This is a genomic window from Pseudotabrizicola formosa (assembly GCF_002900965.1).
GTDB classification, from domain to species: Bacteria; Pseudomonadota; Alphaproteobacteria; order Rhodobacterales; family Rhodobacteraceae; genus Pseudotabrizicola; species Pseudotabrizicola formosa.
The window spans coordinates 120,927-140,258 of the sequence record NZ_PJOM01000005.1; the positions used below are offsets into that span (position 1 = coordinate 120,927).

Below are 19,332 nucleotides of genomic sequence, written 5' to 3' on the forward strand. Positions count from 1 at the left end.
GCAAGACATGACTGCAACATCTGACAGCCTGACCGTAGGCATAGCCGGTGCCGGCGCCGTGGCCTTTGCCACCGCAGCCTGTCTGGAACAGGCCGGCCATCGGGTCATCCTGTGGTCGCCTTCCGGCAAAAGCACGGCCCGTCTGGCGGCGGGCGCGCCGCTGATCGCAAAGGGCGCGCTGGAAGGCACGTTCCACCCCAAGGTCGCCGCATCGGCGCAGGATCTGGTGGCCGCAGCCGATGTGGTGATGCTGGCGCTGCCCGGCTATGGGCACAAGGCGGTGCTTGATGCGCTGGCCCCGCACCTGCGACAGGACCAGCCGGTGATCATCAGCTCGCACGCCTCCTTCGGCGCGCTTTATCTGCTGCAACGTCTGGCCAGCCGCGGCGTCCGCCTGCCGGTCACCGTCTGGGGTACCACGCTGGCCACCGCGCGCCAGCCTGATCTCGCCACCGTTTCTGTCAACACCATCCGCTCCAAAATCGACGCGGCCACCGTTCCCGTCGCGCAATCCGCCGACGGTCTGGCGCTCTGTCAGGCGTTGTTCGGCGACCGGTTTGTAGCGCGCGATGATCTGCTGGCCATTGCCTTGTCCAACCTCAACCCGCAGAACCACATGGGCATCGCCCTGTGCAACATGACCCGGATGGAACATGGCGAAACCTGGAGCCAGGGCGGCAATGTCACCCCCAATGTCGGGCGGTTGATGGAAGCGCTTGATGCCGAGCGTGTCGCGATTGCCACGGCCCTGGGGCTGAAGGTGCGCACCATCTTTGAACATTACCACCTGTCCTATCATGTCCCCATTGCCTCCATCGCTGACATGAACGCCGAGCTGCATGCCAAGGGCATCGGCGGGCAGGGCCCGGCCACCGCCGACAGCCGCTATGTCACCGAAGATGTGCCCTACGGCCTTGCCGTCACGGCGGCACTGGGGCAGATGGCGGGCCATCCGGCGGTGCTGCATCAGGCCGGGGTCGATCTGTTTTCCGCCCTCTATGGCCGCGATTTTCTGGCCGAGAATACGCTCCTGACCGCCATCGGGCTGGACCGCATGACCCTTGATCAGCTGCGCCAGGCCTGTCACGACGGACCCGCGCTGCCAGACAACAAGACGGGCAGTTGAACCCGCCGCAAAACAAGACTGCCACCGAAAGCCTGACCCCAACAGACAAGAGGATAGTCCCATGACCAAACTGCATCTGAACCGCCGCCGCTTTCTGCACGGCACCGCCCTGGGTGCCGCCGCCCTTGCCAGCCCGGCCTATCTGCGCCACGGCATGGCGCAGACCGGCGGCGAGGTGAACATCTGGACCTACAACAACTTTGTTCCCGATGATTTCAAGGCCCAGTTCGAGTCGGAAACCGGCATCAAGGTCAACATCCGTCTGGTTGACGACCAGGGCAAGCAGTTCAACCTGCTGGCCGCCGAACAGCCAAACCCCACCGTCGATATCCTCACCGTCGCCGGCCACCGCTACCTGCAGTTCATCGATTCCGACCTGCTGGCGCCGATGGACACGGGCCGCCTGTCCAACTGGGGCAACATCAACCCGGTGTTTTCCGAAAGCGACTGGGGCACGATCAACGGCGAAAAATGGGGCGCGCCCATCCTGTCGGGGGCCGAGGTTCTGGCCTATAACACCGAGGTCGTCAGCGCCGAGGAAGCCCAGAGCTGGGACACCCTGTTCTCGGATAAATACAGCCAGCAGACCGCCTATATCCTGCAAGACATGATGTCGGTGCTGATGCTGGCACGCGGCTATGACGGCAACATGATCGAATACCTGAACGACGAGGCCGAGGCCGCCCGCATCATGACGGAAATGCGCGATTTCCTGATCGAGCAAAAGCCACACGTCCGCAAATACTACGACGGCGGCGCCGAGGTGCAGCAGATGTTCGTCAATCAGGACATCGTGCTGGCCCATGCCTGGAACGGCCCGATCGCCACGCTGATCACCGATGGCTTCCCGGTGGCGATGACCATTCCGAAGGAAGGCAGCTACGGCTTTGTCTACACCTTCAACATTGCCAAGGGCGCGCCCAATGCCGACAATGCCTATCTGTTCCTGAATGCCCTGCTGTCCAGCCCGGAAATCGGCGCCAATCTCAGCCGCAGCTCGGGCTTCATCTCGACCTACAAGGACGTGGAACAGCACCTGACCGAAATCGAGCGCAAGGCCACCTCCTTCCCCGAAGAACAGCTGGCCGGCCTGCAATTCTTCCGCGCCGAAGCCAATGATCTGAAATACCGCCTGATGGATCCGGCGGTCGAACAGATCAAGGCCGCCTGATCCGAAAGCTGGTGGCACCTGTGGTGCCACCAGCCCCGGTCTTCCCTGCCGCAGCCGCCTGACGTCCCGCTCAGGCCCCCGCAAGGCATTTGCCCATGACCCTTTCCAACACGCGCCCCGCCTCCGGCCCGGCAGACCGCCCCGGCTTCTGGGGCCGGCTCAGCGGCTCCGGTCCCTATGCTGCCCTCACCGATGTGCTGCTGGCCTCTCCGCGGCGACAGTTTGCGATCCTGCTGATCGTTCCGGTGATCTGGGTTCTGCTGACCCATCTGGGGCCGATCCTGCAGATGATCAATGTCAGCCTGCTCACCAATTACCCGCCCGGGCCGAACAATGTGCCGACCTATACGCTGGAACATTACGGCAAGTTCTTCACCGACAGCATCTTCATCCAGCCCTTCCTGCGCACGCTGATCTTTTCATCCGTGCTGACCCTGACCACCCTCATCATCATCTATCCGGTGGCCTATTTTCTGGCCCGCCATGTCCGGCGCGACCGGCAGATGATGTTCCTGATGCTGCTTCTCATCCCGTTCTGGGTGGGAGAGATTGTCCGGATCTTCGCCATGATGATCCTGCTGGGCAACAACGGCGCGCTGAACCTTGCGCTGCAATGGCTGGGCCTGACCGAACGGCCGATCCCCTTCATGTACACCGGCTTTTCGCTCAGCGCCGGGATCATCTACCTGACCGCGCTCTACATGCTGATGCCGCTCTATTCCGCGCTCGAGAAAATCCCCCCCAGCCTGTTCGAGGCCGCTGCCGATCTGGGCGCCGGGCCATGGACGCGGTTCCGCCGCATCACCCTGCCCTTGTCGCTCGAAGGCGTCTCGTCGGGCTGTACGCTCGTGTTCCTGATCTCGACCGGGGTCTATGCCACGCCGGTCCTGCTGGGCGGCCCCAGCACCACGCTGTTTTCCGAGGTCATTGCCGGGTTCTTCCATGTCGCCGGTGACCAATGGCCGGTGGGTGCAGCCTTTGCCGTCATCATGCTGGTGACCGCATTGCTGCTGACCGGAGCGTTCACGAAACTGATGGCCCATCTGGCCGGGAGGGTAAAGCAATGACCCGCAACACCCGCATCCTGATGCAATGCATTTACTGGGCCTTTGTCCTCTATCTGCTGATCCCGCTCGCCCTGATGATGCTCATGGGCTTCAAGGATTCAAAGTTCATCGGCTTCCCGATCCGCGATGTGACACTGGATTGGTATCTGGCGGTGTTTCAGGACAGCCAGGTGCTCAACGCCATGGGCTACTCGGCGATCATCGGCGTCCTGTCCACGGCCATTGCCCTGTTCATGGGCACATGGATCGCGGTCGCCCTGACGGGCCGCAGCTTCTGGGGCCGGGCGATCCTTCTTGGCCTCACCCTTCTCCCCGCCGTGATCCCCGGTGTCATCTCGGCCATCGCCTTCCGCATTGCGGCGCGGCTGGTGGGGCTGGAGCCGGGCATGTGGGCGATCATCTGGTCGCATGCCATCCACAACGTGCCCTTCGTGGTGCTGGTCGTGATGGCCCGCCTGTCCACCCTGCCCAAAAGCTATGGCGAGGCCGCGCAGGATCTGGGCGCCGATCCGATCATCACCTTCTTCCGGGTGACACTGCCCTACCTCACCCCGGCCATGATCGGCGGCGGCATCTTCTGCCTGCTCCTGAGCTTTGACGACTTCGTCCGCTCCTTCTTCCTCGGCGGCTATGAACCCACCCTGCCGGTGCTGATCTTTGCCAAGCTCCGCTCTGGCATGTCTCCCGAAATCAACGCAATTTCCACAGTCGTTCTGGTGCTTACCGCTGTGCTCGGCCTCTGGGCCGAACGGTCGATGCGCGGAATGAAGAAGAGGGCCGCAAATGACTGATGCAAAAGACCCGATCGTCCGGATCGAAGGGGTCACCAAATCCTTCGGCAGCTTCACCGCGCTGCACGAGATGAACCTGAACATCGCCAGCGGCGAATTCGTCACCTTCCTCGGCCCCTCAGGCTGCGGCAAATCCACGACGCTGCGTATTCTTGGCGGGTTTGAGAAGCCCGATACCGGGCGTGTCATCCTGAACGGACAGGATGTCACCGCCCTGCCGCCCAACAAGCGCAATGTGAACATGGTGTTTCAGGATTACGCCCTGTTTCCCAACATGACCGTGCGCCGCAACATCGCCTTCGGGCTGGAGCTCAAGGGTATGGGCCAACAGGCGATCAAGGCCCGGATTGACGAGCTGGCGTCGTTCCTCGAACTCACCGCCTATCTTGACCGGCGCCCCGATCAGCTGTCGGGCGGCCAGCGCCAGCGTGTGGCCCTTGCCCGCGCGCTGGCCCCCGATCCGGCGCTTTTGTTGCTCGACGAACCCCTTGGTGCCCTTGATGCCAAACTGCGCGCGCAGGTGCAGGTCGAGCTGAAGGCGATCCAGCGCCGCACCAACAAGACCTTCTTCTTCGTCACCCATGATCAGGAAGAGGCGCTGACAATGTCAGACCGCATCGTGGTGATGAACAAGGGCCGCATCGAACAGGATGGCACGCCCGAAGAGCTGTATTTCCAGCCCGCAAGCCGCTTTGTCGCCGAATTCATCGGCGAGACCAACCTGCTGTCGGGCCGGGCCTTGCCGGGCGATCAGGGCGCTGCCGGGTTCGATTGGCAGGGCCATCAGCTGCGCGCCGCCGCGACAGTGGGCAAGACGGCCCCGGCCCAGGGGGCCGTCACCGCTTCCCTGCGCCCCGAGCGCATTCAGGTACAGCGGGACCGCCCCACCACCGAAAATGCGGTGCAGGGCCAGGTGGTTAACCGGCTGTTCAAGGGCCACCGGATGCTGCTGGATGTGGCGGTGGGCGATACGGTGGTGCAGGCCTATACCGATACCGACCGGGGCCGCGATCTGGCCGATGGTCCGGTCTGGCTGGGCTGGAACGCCTCCAGCCTGACCCTTCTGGCCGATTGACCCCCAGCGGGGCGTGACCGGGCACAACCGCCCGCGTCACGCCGGACACCATCATGACAAACCTTGCCCGGCCAGAGATCACCGCCTCCGCGATCACCCATCGCCGGGTTCTGAACATCGCGCTGCCCATCCTTGTGTCCAATGCCACGATCCCGCTGCTGGGTCTGGTCGATACGGCGGTGGTCGGGCAGATGGGGGCCGCCGCCCCCATCGGGGCCGTGGGTCTGGGCGGCATCATCCTGTCCACCATCTACATGCTGTTCACCTTCCTGCGCATGGGCACCTCTGGCCTGACCGCGCAGGCGCATGGCCGGGGCCAGCCGCGTGAAACCGCGCTTGTGCTGCACCGTGCCCTGCTGATCGCGGCGCTGTGCGGCGCGGGGATGATCCTCTTGCACATTCCGGTCCTGGTCGGGGCCTTCGCCCTGTCGCCCGCCTCGGACGAGGTGGAGGATCTGGCCCGCACCTATGTGTCAATCCGCATCTGGGGGGCCCCCGCCACCATCGCGCTCTATGCCATGACCGGCTGGCTGATCGCGCTGGAAAAGGCACGCGCGGTGCTGATGCTGCAACTCTGGATCAACGCCATCAACATTGCGCTCGACGTGCTCTTCGTCATCGTGCTGGGCCTTGGGGTGGCGGGGGTGGCCACGGCCACCCTCATCGGCGAATGGGCCGGTTTTGCCATGGCCCTCTGGCTGTGCCGCGCCGCCTTTGTCCCCGCCCTGCGCTCGCGCTGGGCCGAGATTTCCGAACGCGTGGCGCTCAAACGCACCATGTCGATGAATGCCGATCTGGTGCTGCGCTCGGTCCTGCTGCAGGCCAGCTACACCTCTTTCGTGTTTCTCTCGGCGGGGCAGGGCGATGTGAACCTTGCCGCCAATCAGGTGCTGCTGCAATTCCTGCACCTGTTTTCCTATATGCTCGACGCCTTCGCCTTTTCGGCCGAGGCGCTGGTGGGTCAGGCCGTGGGGGCGCGCTCTGTCGGCCCGTTGCGCCGCGCGGCCATCCTGTCCGGCAAATGGGCGCTGGGCGGCAGCCTTGTTCTCACCACCGCAGCCCTGTTCGGCGGCCCGCAACTCATCGCCCTGATGACCACCGCCCCCGAGGTGCAGGCCGAGGCGATGCGCTATCTGCCTTGGGTCTGGATCATGCCGCTGGCCAGTTTCGGCAGCTTCATCTTTGACGGCATCTTCATCGGGGCCACCATGTCGCGCCAGATGCGCAACGTGATGTTCCTCTCGCTCATCTTCTATCTGGCCACCATCCTGATCGGCCTGCCGCTGATCGGCAATCACGCCCTGTGGCTGGGGCTGATCGTGATGAGCTTGGCCCGCACCCTGCTGATGGCGCGCAGCTACCCGCAGGTCGAGGCCAAGGCCCGCCTGCCGCAAGCCGCATGACGCCGCTAGCTGTTCTGCACGATCAGGATGGCCCGCGCCGGTCCGGCCAGTGCCTCAATCCGGTGCGGGCGGTCGGCGAAATAGCGCGCCGTGTCGCCGGTGCCCAACTGCTGGCTTTCCTCCCCCGAGGTGACCGCGATCATGCCGTCCAGCAGGGTCAGATGCTCCCGGCAGCCCGGCCCATGCGGGTCGCTGATCAGCTTGCCGCCTTCCGCAAAGGTCAGGTCATACACCTCATGCACCCCCACCGCTTCGGCAGGCGACAGGATGCGGATGCTGACCCCAAGGCCGCGCCCGCCGATCACCGGGGCCGCCTCGGCCCGGATCACCTCGATCCTTGGGGTTTCCCGCGCCTCCAGCAGACCGGCGAAATCCACCTGCAAGGCCTGCGTCAGGTTCCACAGCGTCGCCACCGTCGGGCTGCTCTCGCCGCGTTCAATCTGGCTGACCATGGACCGGCTGACCCCCGACAGCCGCGCCACGGCATCAAGGCTCAACCCTTTGGCCGTCCGCGCCTCCTTCAAAGAGGCGGCAAGACGGGCGTGAATTTCCGAACGCGGGTTCATAAATGATCTCTGACTTGGGCCAAGACGCCATGCCGGACCGACGGGCGCACCCTGTGAATCGTGACCCAATACCGCTTGCATGGCAACATTTTAAGTGTCGCAGGCCGTGCCGGAAACGCCGGGTCAGCCGGCAGGCTGCTTTTGCCGGCGCGGAGTCTGGTCTTCGGGTCTTGGCCATGGCATCACACCCGTGATGGAACTCTGGATCGTCTTCACGGTTTTTGCCGCCCTCACGCAAACCCTGCGGTTCGCCTTGCAAAAGGCACTGGGGTCGACCGGGCTTTCCCCGGGCGGGGCCACCTTTGCCCGGTTCCTGTTTGCCGCCCCGCTGGCCACGGCAGCGGCCTATGCACTTTACCTGTCCTCCGGCGTCTCTCTGCCCATGCCCGGCGCGGTCTTCTTTGGCTATGTGGTCATGGGCGGCATCGCGCAGATCATCGCCACCGAACTGACCGTCCGGCTGATGGGAATGCGCAGTTTTGCCACCGGCATCGCCTTTACCAAGACCGAAGTGTTGCAGGCCGCGGTCGCCTCGGCGCTTATTCTGGGCGAGATGGTATCGCTGGGGGCCGCGCTTGCCATCGCTGTCGGCTTTGCCGGGCTGGTCTGCCTGTCCTTTCCGCGCGCGGCCGCCTTTGAAGGCCGCCCCGTCGCCTTCGGCCTTGCAGCGGGCGCGCTGTTTGCGGTGGCGGCCATCTGCTATCGCGGGGCCACCCTGTCGCTGGAACCGGCCCCGTTCCTGCTGCGCGCGCTCTTGGCCTTGGCGACGGCCACGGTGTTCCAGTCGGTCATCATGGCGCTCTGGCTCGCCTTGCGCGAACCCGGCGAAATGGCCCGCGTGTTGCACGGCTGGCGCCGCACGATGCCGGTGGGCCTCACCGGCCTTCTGGGCTCGCTGGGCTGGTTCGCCGCGTTTTCCCTGCAAAACGCGGCTTACGTTCGCGCGCTGGGGCAGGTCGAGGTGATCTTTACCCTGCTGTTCTCCACCCTCTGGTTCCGCGAAAAACTGGGCGGGCGCGAGGTGGCGGGTCTGCTGCTGGTCTCGGTCTCGGTGATCTTTCTGGTGCTCGGCACTGGTTAGGACGGGGCGGCCCTGCCGCCGCCCCTGTCCCAAGCGGTTACAACCGCTTGCCGGTCGCGGGCGAAAACAGATGGATGCGCCCCTCGGCCGCCGCCACATGCAGCCGGTCGCCACGTTTGGCCACCGTGTTGCCCGGCAGGCGCAGCGTCATCAGAACCTCTGACCCCTCGATGACGCCATAGCCAAAGGCATCCGCCCCCAGCCATTCCACCGACTTCAGCACCACCGGAATCGCTGGCGTTCCCGCCTCCACCAACACCATATCCTCGGGCCGCAACCCCAGCCGGACCTCGCCGCTGGCGGGCAGCCCCGGCAAGGGCAGGCGCTGACCGCCGGGCAGCACCGCCACCCCGGCCTCGGCCCGCACGGTAAAGATATTCATCGCGGGCGATCCGATGAACCCCGCCACAAACTCGCTGGCCGGGTTGGTATACACCTCATGCGGGGTTGCGATCTGTTCGGCCACCCCCTTGTTCATCACGATCAGCCGGTCGGCCAGCGTCATCGCCTCCACCTGATCATGCGTCACATAGAGCGTGGTCTGCCCGGTCCGCTGATGCAACTCCTTGATCTGCAAGCGCATCTGCACCCGCAGCTTGGCATCCAGGTTCGACAGCGGCTCATCGAGCAAAAACGCCGCCGGTTCGCGCACCAGCGCGCGCCCCATCGCCACCCGCTGCCGCTGCCCGCCCGACAGCGCGCGCGGCTTGCGGTCCAGATATGGCTCCAGCTCCAGCATGGTCGCCGCCTTCGCCACGCGGGCGTCAATCTCGGCCACCGGCATCTTGGCGATCTTCAACCCGTACGCCATGTTCTCGCGCACGCTCATATGCGGGTACAGCGCATAGTTCTGGAACACCATCGCGATGTCGCGCTCGCGCGGTTCCAGATCATTCACCACCCGGTCGCCGATGGAAATCGTGCCGGCGCTGATCCCCTCCAGCCCCGCCACCATCCGCAGCAACGTGGATTTGCCGCAGCCCGAAGGCCCGACGATCACCACGAATTCGCCGTTGGAAATGTCCATCGTGATCCCATGGATCACCTCTTGCCCGGCATAGCTTTTGCGCAGGTCGTTCAGTTGGATATGTGCCATTTACTTCTCCGTCTCGACAAGGCCCTTCACGAACCAGCGCTGCATCAGCACGACCACAAGGATCGGCGGCAGAATGGCCAGCACCGAAGTCACCATGACGAGGTTCCAGGGGGTATCGGCATCGGCAAAAGAAACCATCTTCTTCAGCGCGATGACGATCGTGTTCATTTCATTCGAATTGGTCACCAGCAGCGGCCACAGGTATTGCGTCCAGCCATAGATGAACTGGATCACGAAGATCGCCGCCACATTGGTCAGCGACAGGGGCCACAAAATGTCCTTGAAGAACCGCCAGGGTCCGGCACCATCCACCCGTGCCGCCTCCAGCAATTCATCAGGAATCGTCATGAAGAACTGCCGGAACAACAGCGTCGCCGTGGCCGAGGCGATCAGGGGCAGGATCAGACCGGCATAGGTGTCGATCAACCCCAGATCCACCATCACCTTGTAGGTCGGCTGAATCCGCACCTCCACCGGCAACATCAGGGTGATGAAGATCAGCCAGAAACAGGCCATGCGGAACGGGAACTTGAAGAACACGATGGCATAGGCCGAGGCCATCGAAATCACGATCTTGCCCACCGCAATCCCCACCGCAATCAGCGTGGTATTGCCCAAGAGCCGCCACAGGCTGACCCCGCCGATCCGGTCGATCTCGCCGGAAAACGCGGCGCGGTAGTTTTCGTACCCTTCTGCCCCCGGCAACAATGGCAGGGGCGGGCGCAGGATCGTCTGCACCGAATGGGTCGAGGCGATGAAGACATAATAGACCGGAAAGGCCACGATGATCACGCCAAGGATCATCCACAGATGCGCGATCGTCCGCGCCGCGCCCCGCGCCGCCAGCGGGCTGTGCGTTCCATTATCCATAATGCACCCGCTTTTCGATGAACCGGAACTGGAAGGCGGTCAGCGCGATCACGATCACCATCAGGATCACCGATTGAGCGGCAGAATCGCCCATGATCAGGTTGACGAACCCGTCGTTGTAAACCTTGTAGACCAGCGTTTCGGTCGATCTGCCGGGTCCGCCGCCGGTCACCGCATGGATGATCCCGAAGGTATCAAACAGCGCATAGACCGTGTTCACCACCAGAAGGAAGAATGTGGTAGGGGCCAGCAGCGGAAACACGATGGTCCAGAACGCATGCCTGCGGCTTGCGCCATCAATCGCCGCCGCCTCCAGCAAGGATTTCGGAATCGCCTGCAACCCCGCCACAAAGAACAGGAAATTATAGCTGATCTGCTTCCAGGTCGCCGCCGCCACCACCAGCGCCATCGCCTGCTCACCATCCAGCAGCGGGTTCCAGTTGATGCCCAACTGGCGCAAGGGCCAGGCCAATGTGCCAAAGGACGGGTTGAACATGAACAGCCACAGCATGCCCGCAATCGCCGGGGCCACCGCATAGGGCCAGATCATCATGGTGCGGTACAATCCCTTGCCCCGGATGATCTTTTCGGCCTGAACCGCCAGAAACAGCGCGATCCCCAGCGCAAAGAAGGCGACGAGCACCGAAAACACCACCGTGACCTGCAGGGCATTCAGATAGGCCGGATCGTTCAGAACCTTGCGGAAGTTCGCCAGCCCCACGAATTGAGACGACAGCCCGAACGGGTCTTCGCGCAGCACAGACTGGCGAAAGGCTTGCGCGGCAGGCCAATAGAAAAAGATCAGGGTGATCGCCAGTTGCGGTGCCAGCAAAAGCCAGGGCAGCAACTTGTGCGGAAAGACGGTGCGCCGCATCCATAGTCCTTGCGTTGCGAAAAAAACAAAGGCGCGCATCGGCGGGGGGCCGATGCGCGCCCGGGGGTGGCTGACTTAGCCGCCGGTTGCCTCGCGGATCGCGGCATTGCCGCGCTCGACCGCGTTGTTCAGCGCCTGTTCAGCAGTCTGCTGACCCGACAGCATGTTCTCATACTCTTCGTTCTGGATGTCGCGCAGCTGCGGCAGGTTCGGGGCGCGCACGCCTTTCGAATTCGCCGTCGGGGCCTTGCCCGACATCTGCAGGATCGGCACTTCACGGGCCGGGTTGGTTTCATAGAAGCCCGAGGCCTTGGTGGCCTCATAGGCGGCCAGAGTCACCGGCAGATAGCCCGACTGTTCGTGCAGATACTGCTGCACTTCGGTCTGCGACAGGTAGTTGAAGAAGGTGCCGACACCTTTGTACACTTCGTCCGACTTGCCGCCCATCACCCAGAGCGAGGCACCGCCCGGCGTGGTGTTCTGCGGCGCGCCTTCGGCCGTGTCGTCATACGGCAGCTGGCCGATGCCATAGTTCATGCCCGACTTGACGATATCGCCCAGCCCGCCCGAGCTTTCGGTCAGGATGCCGCACTCACCCGAGGTGAAGTTCTGCTTGGCTTCCGAGGTGCGGCCGCCATAGACGAACACGCCCTCTTTCGCCAGATCGGCCAGGGTCTGGAAGTGGTTGACGAAATTCGGTGCGTTGATCGCCAGTTCCGGGTTGCCGGCCAGACCGTTTTCGTTGCTGGCCCAGGACAGGTTGTTCCAGGCGGCAAAGTTTTCGGTGTGGATCCAGGTCAGCCAGGTCGAGGTATAGCCACAGGTGGCAGCGCCGCTTTCCTTGATCTGGCGCGCAGCGGCCCAGACTTCGGCCCAGGTGGTCGGCGGGGTATTCACGTCCAGCCCGGCCTTCTCGAAGATATCCTTGTTGTAATACAGGATCGGCGAGGACGAGTTGTAGGGGAAGGACAGCATTTCGCCTTCGGGGCTGGAATAATAGCCCACGATGCCCGGCAGATACTGGCTCTTGTCAAATTCGAAACCTGCCTCGCTCAGCACTTCGGCCACCGGCTTGATGGCCCCCTGCGCGCCCATCATCACGCCGGTGCCCACGTCGAACACCTGAATGATGTCCGGGGCCTGCCCTGCGCGGAACGCGGCGATCCCGGCGTTCAGCGTTTCAGGATAGGTGCCCTTGAACACGGGCATTACCTTGTATTCGGATTGGCTGGCGTTGAAATCGGAAGCAATTTTCTCGACCACTTCGGAGTTGGCACCGGTCATCGCATGCCACCACGAAATCTCGGTCTGCGCCTGCGCCGACATCGGCAGCGCGATCAGGCCAAGGGCCCACAGGTTCACGGTTTTCATCATTGTCTTCCTCCTAGGGATTTGCTGACTGGGCACCTATTCCCGAAAGACATGTCATCCATGTAACAATCGGCCTCCCCGGCACCCCTTCACCTGTTACAAAGGCCAATTTTTTACCGGCAAGTCAATTGTGAACCGTCATGATGCGGTTTTGCCCGCCGCAAAGGCCGGCTTCGGGCCAGGCGCGGGCGGTCATGCGGGGCAATGCCCCCGACGCCGGGCGCCTGGCCCAAAGGTAAACGAATCCTTAATGTCCCGGAGTCAAGTCATTGATATTGCATGATATTGAGGGGTGTAACACAGGGGGAACCCCGTGGTAAACCCGGCCCTCACGCACCCCGCCGCCCTTCCAGCACCGCCTTGACGACCAGCGCCACCAAGGCCAGCAGGGTCAGCACCGACGCCGCCGCAAAGGCCCCGGTCGCGTTCAGATCGTTGAACAACAGCTCCACATGCAGGGGCAAAGTATTGGTCTGGCCGCGGATATTGCCCGAAACCACCGACACCCCGCCAAACTCCCCCACCGCCCGGGCCGTGCACAGCACAGCCCCATAGAGCAGCGCCCAGCGGATGTTGGGCAGCGTCACCCGGGCAAACATCTGCCAGCCCGACGCCCCCAGCGTCAGCGCCGCCTGCTCCTGCTCCGACCCCTGCGCCTGCATCAGGGGCAGCACCTCGCGCGCCACAAACGGCGCGGTCACGAACATCGTCACCAGCACGATCCCGGGCAGCGCGAACATCACCTGCAGGTCATTGGCCTGCATCCACGGCCCCAGGATCCCTTGCCGCCCATAAAGCAACAGATAACAGATCCCCGCGATGATGGGCGAGATCGAGAAGGGAATCTCGATCGCCGTCACCAAAAGACTGCGCCCCGGAAAGCGGAACCGCGCCACAGCCCAGGCCGCCGCAATCCCGAAGGCAATGTTTATCGGCACCACGATCAGCGCCACAATACTGGTCAGCCAGATCGCATGCACGGTGGACGGGTCCATCAGATTGGCCGCATAGACCTGCCAGCCTTCGGCAAAGGCGCGCGCAAAGATATAAATCAGCGGCGCCACCACGATCAGCAGCGTCACCACGACCGCCACCCCGATCAACAGGCGCGGCATCATCCGGGTCCGGGTCGGGTCCATCGCAAGCGTCTGCATCATGCCCCCTTGAAGCGCATCGCCCAGGCCTGCAGCCGGTTCGATACCACCAGCAGCACCAGCGCAAACAGCAGGAGCACCAGCGCAATCGCCGAAGCGCCCTGATAGTCAAACTCTTCCAGCCGGATAAACGCCAATAGCGCCGCGATTTCCGTCTTCATCGGCAGATTGCCGGCAATGAACACGATGGCCCCGAATTCACCCAAGGATCGGGCGAACGCAATGGTGCAACCCGCCAGCCATGCTGGCAAGATCTGCGGGAACACCACGCGGGCAAAGATCGCCCCTTCCGACGCGCCCAGCGTGCGCGCGGCCTGCTCATAGGCCGGGTCCAGATCCTCCAGCACCGGCTGCACCGTGCGCACCACAAAGGGCACCGAGGTAAAGGCCATCGCCAAGGCCACACCCCAGATCGTGTAGACGATGGAAATGCCCTGCGGCTCCAGAAACTGGCCAATCCAGCCATTCGCCGAAAACAGCGCCGTCAGCGACAGCCCGGCCACCGCCGTCGGCAAGGCAAAGGGGATGTCCATCAGCGCGTCCAAGATCCGCTTGCCGGGAAACTCATAGCGCACCAGCACCCAGGCCATCAGCAAACCATAGACCGCGTTGAAAAGGGTCGCGATCACCGCAGCGGTGATCGTGACCTGAAACGCTGCCACGGCGCGCGGCGCCGTGACAATGGCCCAGAACCGCGCCGGGCCGATTTCGGCCCCTTTCAAGATCAGCGCCAGCACCGGGATCAGGATGATCACGGTCAGGTACAGCAGCGTCGTGCCAAGGCTCAGGGTGAACCCCGGCAAGACGCGCTTGGCGCGGACAGGCGCGGCAGCTTGACTCATTGGTTCACAAAGACCTGATCAAGGATCGCGCCATCGGCCAGATGATCCGCCCGCACGGCATCCCAGCCGCCGAACACCTCATCCACCGTGACCAGCCGCACTTCGGGGAAGTCGCCGGCGTATTTCGCGGCCACATCGGCATCGCTGACCCGGTAGAAGTTCTGCGCCAGAATATCCTGCGCCTCTGGCGTGTAGAGCCATTCAAGGTAGGCCGTCGCCACCTCGGTCGTGCCCTTCGCTTCGGCGTTTTCGGCCACAACCGCAACCGGGAAGGCCGCGAACAGCGACAGCGATGGCGTCACGCGCTCAAACCCCTGCGCCGCGTATTCACGCGCGATGCCGCCGGTCTCGGCCTCGAAGGTCACCAGCACGTCGCCCAGTTCCCGCTCGGCAAAGGTTTGCGTGGCGGCACGCCCGCCGGTGTCGAACACCGGAACCGAAGACAGGATGGCTTTCACGAATTCCTGCGCCTTTGCGTGGTCGCCGCCGTTCTGCTCCAGCCCGTAGGCATAGGCCGCAAGATAGGTATAGCGCGCGTTGCCGCTGGTTTTGGGGTTCGGGAAGATCGGGGCCACGTCTTCACGGGCCAGATCCGACCAGTCGCGGATGTTCTTGGGGTTGCCCGCGCGCACAAGGAAGGCGGGCAGCGAGTAATAGGGCGACGCCCCGTTCGGCAGCGCCTCGCGCCAGTTTTCGGGCAACAGGCCACCTTCGGCCAGCACGTCGATGTCGGTTTCCTGATTGAAGGTCACCACATCGGCCTGCAAGCCTTCCAGAATGGCGCGGGCCTGACGCGACGATCCGCCATGGCTTTGGTCAATCGTCAGATCGCGGCCGGTGTCGGCCTTCCACTTGGCGACGAACGCCGGGTTCAGCGCCTCGAACAGCTCGCGTGCGATGTCGTAGCTGACGTTCAGCAGGCTGTCTTGCGCAGCTGCCGGGGCGGCAACCCCCAAAGTGGCGGCCAGAACGGCGGCCTTGATCAATCCGTGTTTCATCGACGTATCTCCTTGAGAGGGGAAAGCGGCACGGCTGCTTGCGCGATGCCGTCCAATGGGAAAACCGCGCCGGTCAGCGGGCGCAGGCGGTATGCAGTGCCAAGGGTCAGATCCGGGGCCGAATGGCGCAACAGGTCCACCGGCACCAGGGTGCCATCGGCCTGCCGCAAGGTGGCGCGGATCATCGCGCCGTTGCTGGCCTTGTGGGTCAGCACCCAAGGGCTGGCAGGGTCGGCGTGCAGCGCAATGGCATCGGGGCGCAGGAACAGCTGTGCCGGGCCGTCGGCCATCGCCCGACGCTCCAGCCCGCTGGCGTCCAGCCCCGCAGCCTCGGCCCGGCCACCGCGCAGGGTGACAGGCAGCTCCACCACCGCGCCCATGAAGCGGGCGACAAAGGGTGAGGCAGGGGAATCGTGGATCTGGTCGGCGGACCCGATCTGCTCGATCCGGCCTTCGCCCATCACCACTACGCGGTCGGCCAGTTCGAACGCCTCTTCCTGATCATGCGTCACGAACAGCGTGGTGGACCCGGTTGCCTGATGCACCTCGCGCAGCCAGGCCCGCAGGTCGCGGCGGATGGCGGCATCCAGCGCGCCAAAGGGTTCGTCCAGCAACAGCACGGCCGGTTCGATGGCAAGGGCGCGCCCCAGCGCCACCCGCTGCCGCTGCCCGCCCGAAAGCTGCGCCGGAAAGCGGTCAGCCAGCTGCGGGATCTGCAACAGGTCCAGCAGATCATCAACCTTGGCGGCAATCACCGTCTTTGACGGGCGCTCGGCCTTGGGCCGCACGGTCAGGCCAAAGGCAATGTTGTCGCGCACGGTCATATGCGGAAACAGCGCGTAATGCTGGAACACAAAGCCGATCCGCCGTTTTTGCGCGGGCAGGGGCAGCCAATCCTGCCCATTGACCACCAGCCCCCCGGCATCGGGCCAGTCCAGCCCCGCAATGATCTTGAGCAGCGTGGTCTTGCCCGACCCCGAAGGACCAAGCAGCGCCACAAGCTCCCCGTCATTGATCGTCAGATCAATGCCGCGCAGAACAGCGGTCTGGTCAAAGCGCTTGGTCAGCGACGAAATGGCGATTGTCATGCGAGTCTTCCTGTGCTCGCGGTGACATGCGCTGATCGCCTGCGCAGTTCAATGGCCGCCCAGGGCGCCCAGCCGTTCCTTTCAGGGAGGATACGGGAACAACATTCCGGGCCGGCCATCGCGGCCGCGCTGTCGTTTGCCTGTGCCCCCGTCTTGCAGAACCCTGTGCGCCCGGGCCATGCCCCGCCATGACGCGGTTCTTTTTAACCCTACAGCGGGCGCGTCAGACCTCGACGCTGACCCGCCCGATCGGGTTGGAACAGCAGGCCAGAATGTACCCTTCGGCAATCTCGTCATCCGAGATCCCGCCATTGTGCACCATATGCACCTCGCCCGCCGTCTTGCGCACCTTGCAGGTGCCGCACAGGCCAAAGGTGCAGCCCGAGGGGATGTTCAGCCCCGCCTTGCGGGCCACGGCCAGCACCGTGTCGGTTTCCGCGCAGGCGGCGGTAACGCCAGAGCTGGTAAAGGTCACGGCAGCGCGGCTGTCGGCATCGGGCACCACATCGGTAATCGGCTCGGCATCGCTTTCCTTGCGCACCGGCGCGCCGAAGCTTTCCTGATGATAGCGCTCCATGTCATAGCCGATCGACACCAGCATCTCGCGGACCGATTGCATGAACGGTTCCGGCCCGCAGCAGAACACCTCCCGCTCAAGGTAATCCGGCGCCATCAGGCCCAGCATGATCTGGCTGAGCCGCCCCTGAAAGCCGTGCCAGGTGCGGAACGGGTCGGGCTCCTCGACCGTGAAGCGCAGTTTCAGCCCCGGCACCCGGTTGGCGAAATTCTCCAGCCGTTCGCGGAAGATGATCTCGGACGGGCGCTTGGCGGCGTGGACAAAGACGATGTCCGGCATCTCGCCCGAATCCCAGGCCCAGGTCGTCATCGACATCATCGGCGTGATCCCGGACCCCGCCGAGATGAACAGGTATTTCTGCGCCGGATGGCGATGAAAGCTGAAAATCCCCGATGGCCCGAAGGCCTTGATCCGCATGCCGGGCTTCAGGTGGTTCAGCATCCAGCGCGTGCCGATCGAGGTCGCCTGCGCCTTCACGGTGACCGAAATCGACAAGGGCCGCGACGGGCTGGAGCTGAGCGTATAGGTCCGCTGCACATTGCCACCGGGCACCGGCAAATCCAGCGTCACGAATTGCCCGGGCTGATAGTCGAACCACGCCCCCGATGGCGCGCGGAAGGTAAAGGTGGCGGTATCGGCGGTGTCGGGGACCACCATGGCGCATTCAAGCGGCTCGGAATCCTGCCACGGCTTTGCCGCCCAGTTCATCTGCTGCGCCATGGTCTATTCCGCCGCCATGCTGGGGGCCGGGGTCAGCTTTTTGGTCATCGACCCACAATACCAGTCGATGAACTGGATCACGCCCTCTTCCTGAATCGGCGAATAGGGGCCGGGTTCATAGGCCGGCGACAGAATGCCCTTCTGGTTTTCCTCGACCACCTGCCGGTCCTCGTCATTGGTGGCCAGCCAGACATGGGTCAGGGTTTCCAGATCGTAATCCTTGCCTTCGACCGCATCCTTGTGAACCAGCCAGGTGGTGGTCACTTGCGTCTCGGTCGGGCTGATCGGCAGCACGCGGAAGGTGATGGCATGATCGCCAAGGAAATGGTTCCAGGTGTTGGGGTAGTGATACATGAGCAGGCTGCCCGCATCGTTGAACGGCATCTGGCCCATGCGTTTGGCCACCGCGGCCTTGGTGCTCATCGTATAGCTTTCGGCGTTGTTCAGCAGCGGAATGCGCGCCAGCCGCCACTGGAAATCCGGGGCATGCACAAACCGCGACGGCAGGCCCGCCGCCTCGCAGCGCTCCCAATGCTCCAGAATTTCCGGGCTGGCCGAATGCGGCCCATCCATCGCCCCGATCTTGGGGTTATCCGAGAAGGTGCGGCATAGCGCCGGGTGCGAGCCACCACAATGATAGCATTCGCGGTTGTTCTCGATCACCAGTTTCCAGTTGCCCTTTTCGACAATGCTGGACGAAAACGCCACCTTGGTCTCGGCAAGGCCCGAGGGCGCCAGATAGGTCGCGGCGGTGCGGGCCAGATCGGCAATCGCAGGCGGCACTTCGGCCAGACAGATATAGACGACGCCGCCCAGATCGACGCAATGCACCTTTTTCAACCCATAGGCGGCGGGGTTGAAATCCTCGCCCATGTCACGCGCCCAGGCCAGCTTGCCATCCAGATCATAGGTCCACTGGTGATAAGGGCAGACCAGCTTGGTCACCGTGCCGCTGGTCTTGGCGCACAGGCGCTGGCCGCGATGGCGGCAGACGTTGTGGAAGGCGCGGATGCGGCCATCGGTGCCGCGCACGATCACCACCGGATAATCGCCCACCTGCAATGTCGCGTAAGATCCGGCCTTTGCCAATTCGCAGGCCGGCACGGCGAACAGCCATTCCTTGTACCAGATCTGCTCCAGATCGGTCTGATACACACCCGGATCACAGTAAAGGTCACGCATCAGGGCAAAATTTGCCTTGCGCGACTGGAGTTCGCGACGGATCTCGTTCTGGTTCAGCATCTGGACCTCGCCCTGCCCAATTCGCCGCTGTCGTCAGCGGCCCCTTAAAGCCGCAGAATATGCATTTGCAGCATGTGCCCTATCGCGGCGCCGACTTGACGTGATCGCTTTCCGACTTGGCAAAAAACCACAGGTCCGGCGGGCTTTGCTGCACCCGAGGCACGGCAGGTGAACAGGGCCCCAGCTTGAGTTCTTTTCGTGCTGAAGTTGTGGGCAGATG

18 protein-coding genes are annotated in these 19,332 nt (G+C 63.6%); 7 read left to right on the forward strand and 11 right to left on the reverse strand.

Features of this window, described 5'->3' with window-relative positions; genetic code table 11:
• Positions 1–7: 7 nt before the first annotated feature.
• The 6 genes from CXR43_RS15810 to CXR43_RS15835 all read left to right on the forward strand — a co-directional run bounded on the left by CXR43_RS15810 (position 8) and on the right by CXR43_RS15835 (position 6,633).
• A complete protein-coding gene (locus tag CXR43_RS15810; RefSeq protein WP_103335673.1) occupies positions 8–1,126 on the forward strand; it encodes an NAD/NADP octopine/nopaline dehydrogenase family protein in 1,119 nt (372 codons plus the stop codon).
• 61 nt (positions 1,127–1,187) lie between these two features.
• Entirely contained in the window at positions 1,188–2,297 is a 1,110-nt protein-coding gene (locus tag CXR43_RS15815) for an ABC transporter substrate-binding protein (RefSeq protein ID WP_103335675.1), read from the forward strand.
• A 95-nt stretch (positions 2,298–2,392) separates the two neighbouring features.
• On the forward strand, positions 2,393–3,364 hold the full coding sequence (locus tag CXR43_RS15820) for an ABC transporter permease (RefSeq protein WP_103335677.1): 972 nt from the start codon (positions 2,393–2,395) through the stop codon (positions 3,362–3,364).
• Positions 3,361–4,155, forward strand: coding sequence for an ABC transporter permease (locus CXR43_RS15825; RefSeq protein WP_103335680.1), 795 nt, complete (start codon positions 3,361–3,363; stop codon positions 4,153–4,155). Before CXR43_RS15820 ends, CXR43_RS15825 begins: the two co-directional genes overlap by 4 nt.
• Positions 4,148–5,230, forward strand: coding sequence for an ABC transporter ATP-binding protein (locus CXR43_RS15830; protein WP_103335683.1), 1,083 nt, complete (start codon positions 4,148–4,150; stop codon positions 5,228–5,230). Before CXR43_RS15825 ends, CXR43_RS15830 begins: the two co-directional genes overlap by 8 nt.
• 53 nt (positions 5,231–5,283) lie before the next feature.
• Positions 5,284–6,633, forward strand: coding sequence for an MATE family efflux transporter (locus tag CXR43_RS15835; protein WP_103335686.1), 1,350 nt, complete (start codon positions 5,284–5,286; stop codon positions 6,631–6,633).
• 5 nt (positions 6,634–6,638) lie between these two features.
• Here CXR43_RS15835 and CXR43_RS15840 read toward each other — a convergent pair whose 3' ends face one another.
• Positions 6,639–7,199 (reverse strand): helix-turn-helix domain-containing protein, encoded by a 561-nt coding sequence (locus tag CXR43_RS15840; protein WP_103335688.1) that lies wholly within the window; start codon positions 7,197–7,199, stop codon positions 6,639–6,641.
• A 94-nt stretch (positions 7,200–7,293) separates the two neighbouring features.
• On the opposite strand from CXR43_RS15840, the gene CXR43_RS15845 reads away from it, so the two are divergent.
• Positions 7,294–8,280: an EamA family transporter gene (locus tag CXR43_RS15845; protein ID WP_246831425.1), complete on the forward strand. Its 987-nt coding sequence runs from the start codon at positions 7,294–7,296 to the stop codon at positions 8,278–8,280.
• A gap of 37 nt (positions 8,281–8,317) precedes the next feature.
• Here the strand turns inward: CXR43_RS15845 and CXR43_RS15850 are convergent, their stop codons facing one another.
• From CXR43_RS15850 to CXR43_RS15895, 10 genes are all read right to left on the reverse strand, one after another.
• Entirely contained in the window at positions 8,318–9,376 is a 1,059-nt protein-coding gene (locus tag CXR43_RS15850) for a sn-glycerol-3-phosphate import ATP-binding protein UgpC (protein WP_103335694.1), read from the reverse strand.
• On the reverse strand, positions 9,377–10,180 hold the full coding sequence (gene ugpE / locus CXR43_RS15855; RefSeq protein ID WP_435530816.1) for a sn-glycerol-3-phosphate ABC transporter permease UgpE: 804 nt from the start codon (positions 10,178–10,180) through the stop codon (positions 9,377–9,379).
• A gap of 58 nt (positions 10,181–10,238) precedes the next feature.
• Complete coding sequence (gene ugpA, locus CXR43_RS15860; protein ID WP_103335700.1) at positions 10,239–11,120, reverse strand: sn-glycerol-3-phosphate ABC transporter permease UgpA; 882 nt, start codon at positions 11,118–11,120, stop codon at positions 10,239–10,241.
• Positions 11,121–11,195: 75 nt separating this feature from the next.
• Positions 11,196–12,494: a sn-glycerol-3-phosphate ABC transporter substrate-binding protein UgpB gene (gene ugpB, locus CXR43_RS15865; protein WP_168219859.1), complete on the reverse strand. Its 1,299-nt coding sequence runs from the start codon at positions 12,492–12,494 to the stop codon at positions 11,196–11,198.
• A gap of 326 nt (positions 12,495–12,820) precedes the next feature.
• Positions 12,821–13,648, reverse strand: a complete 828-nt coding sequence (cysW, locus tag CXR43_RS15870) for a sulfate ABC transporter permease subunit CysW (RefSeq protein WP_246831426.1) — start codon at positions 13,646–13,648, stop codon at positions 12,821–12,823.
• On the reverse strand, positions 13,645–14,487 hold the full coding sequence (cysT, locus tag CXR43_RS15875) for a sulfate ABC transporter permease subunit CysT (RefSeq protein WP_103335703.1): 843 nt from the start codon (positions 14,485–14,487) through the stop codon (positions 13,645–13,647). The genes cysW and cysT overlap by 4 nt, the downstream gene beginning before the upstream one ends.
• Entirely contained in the window at positions 14,484–15,470 is a 987-nt protein-coding gene (locus tag CXR43_RS15880; RefSeq protein WP_210402115.1) for a sulfate ABC transporter substrate-binding protein, read from the reverse strand. Before CXR43_RS15880 ends, cysT begins: the two co-directional genes overlap by 4 nt.
• A gap of 11 nt (positions 15,471–15,481) precedes the next feature.
• Entirely contained in the window at positions 15,482–16,573 is a 1,092-nt protein-coding gene (locus CXR43_RS15885) for a sulfate/molybdate ABC transporter ATP-binding protein (protein ID WP_103335708.1), read from the reverse strand.
• 223 nt (positions 16,574–16,796) lie between these two features.
• Positions 16,797–17,870, reverse strand: a complete 1,074-nt coding sequence (locus CXR43_RS15890) for an FAD-binding oxidoreductase (protein ID WP_103335711.1) — start codon at positions 17,868–17,870, stop codon at positions 16,797–16,799.
• A 3-nt stretch (positions 17,871–17,873) separates the two neighbouring features.
• Complete coding sequence (locus CXR43_RS15895; protein ID WP_103335713.1) at positions 17,874–19,112, reverse strand: aromatic ring-hydroxylating oxygenase subunit alpha; 1,239 nt, start codon at positions 19,110–19,112, stop codon at positions 17,874–17,876.
• Positions 19,113–19,332: the final 220 nt, after the last annotated feature.

Bases quoted from the DNA above. Each gene is read 5' to 3' on its own strand.
- CXR43_RS15810 (WP_103335673.1), top strand. From the start codon at position 8: ATGACTGCAACATCTGACAGCCTGACCGTAGGCATAGCCGGTGCCGGC.
- CXR43_RS15815 (WP_103335675.1), top strand. From the start codon at position 1,188: ATGACCAAACTGCATCTGAACCGCCGCCGCTTTCTGCACGGCACCGCC.
- CXR43_RS15820 (WP_103335677.1), top strand. From the start codon at position 2,393: ATGACCCTTTCCAACACGCGCCCCGCCTCCGGCCCGGCAGACCGCCCC.
- CXR43_RS15825 (WP_103335680.1), top strand. From the start codon at position 3,361: ATGACCCGCAACACCCGCATCCTGATGCAATGCATTTACTGGGCCTTT.
- CXR43_RS15830 (WP_103335683.1), top strand. From the start codon at position 4,148: ATGACTGATGCAAAAGACCCGATCGTCCGGATCGAAGGGGTCACCAAA.
- CXR43_RS15835 (WP_103335686.1), top strand. From the start codon at position 5,284: ATGACAAACCTTGCCCGGCCAGAGATCACCGCCTCCGCGATCACCCAT.
- CXR43_RS15840 (WP_103335688.1), bottom strand. From the start codon at position 7,199: ATGAACCCGCGTTCGGAAATTCACGCCCGTCTTGCCGCCTCTTTGAAG.
- CXR43_RS15850 (WP_103335694.1), bottom strand. From the start codon at position 9,376: ATGGCACATATCCAACTGAACGACCTGCGCAAAAGCTATGCCGGGCAA.
- ugpE (WP_435530816.1), bottom strand. From the start codon at position 10,180: ATGATCCTTGGCGTGATCATCGTGGCCTTTCCGGTCTATTATGTCTTC.
- ugpA (WP_103335700.1), bottom strand. From the start codon at position 11,120: ATGCGGCGCACCGTCTTTCCGCACAAGTTGCTGCCCTGGCTTTTGCTG.
- ugpB (WP_168219859.1), bottom strand. From the start codon at position 12,494: ATGATGAAAACCGTGAACCTGTGGGCCCTTGGCCTGATCGCGCTGCCG.
- cysW (WP_246831426.1), bottom strand. From the start codon at position 13,648: ATGATGCAGACGCTTGCGATGGACCCGACCCGGACCCGGATGATGCCG.
- cysT (WP_103335703.1), bottom strand. From the start codon at position 14,487: ATGAGTCAAGCTGCCGCGCCTGTCCGCGCCAAGCGCGTCTTGCCGGGG.
- CXR43_RS15885 (WP_103335708.1), bottom strand. From the start codon at position 16,573: ATGACAATCGCCATTTCGTCGCTGACCAAGCGCTTTGACCAGACCGCT.
- CXR43_RS15890 (WP_103335711.1), bottom strand. From the start codon at position 17,870: ATGGCGCAGCAGATGAACTGGGCGGCAAAGCCGTGGCAGGATTCCGAG.
- CXR43_RS15895 (WP_103335713.1), bottom strand. From the start codon at position 19,112: ATGCTGAACCAGAACGAGATCCGTCGCGAACTCCAGTCGCGCAAGGCA.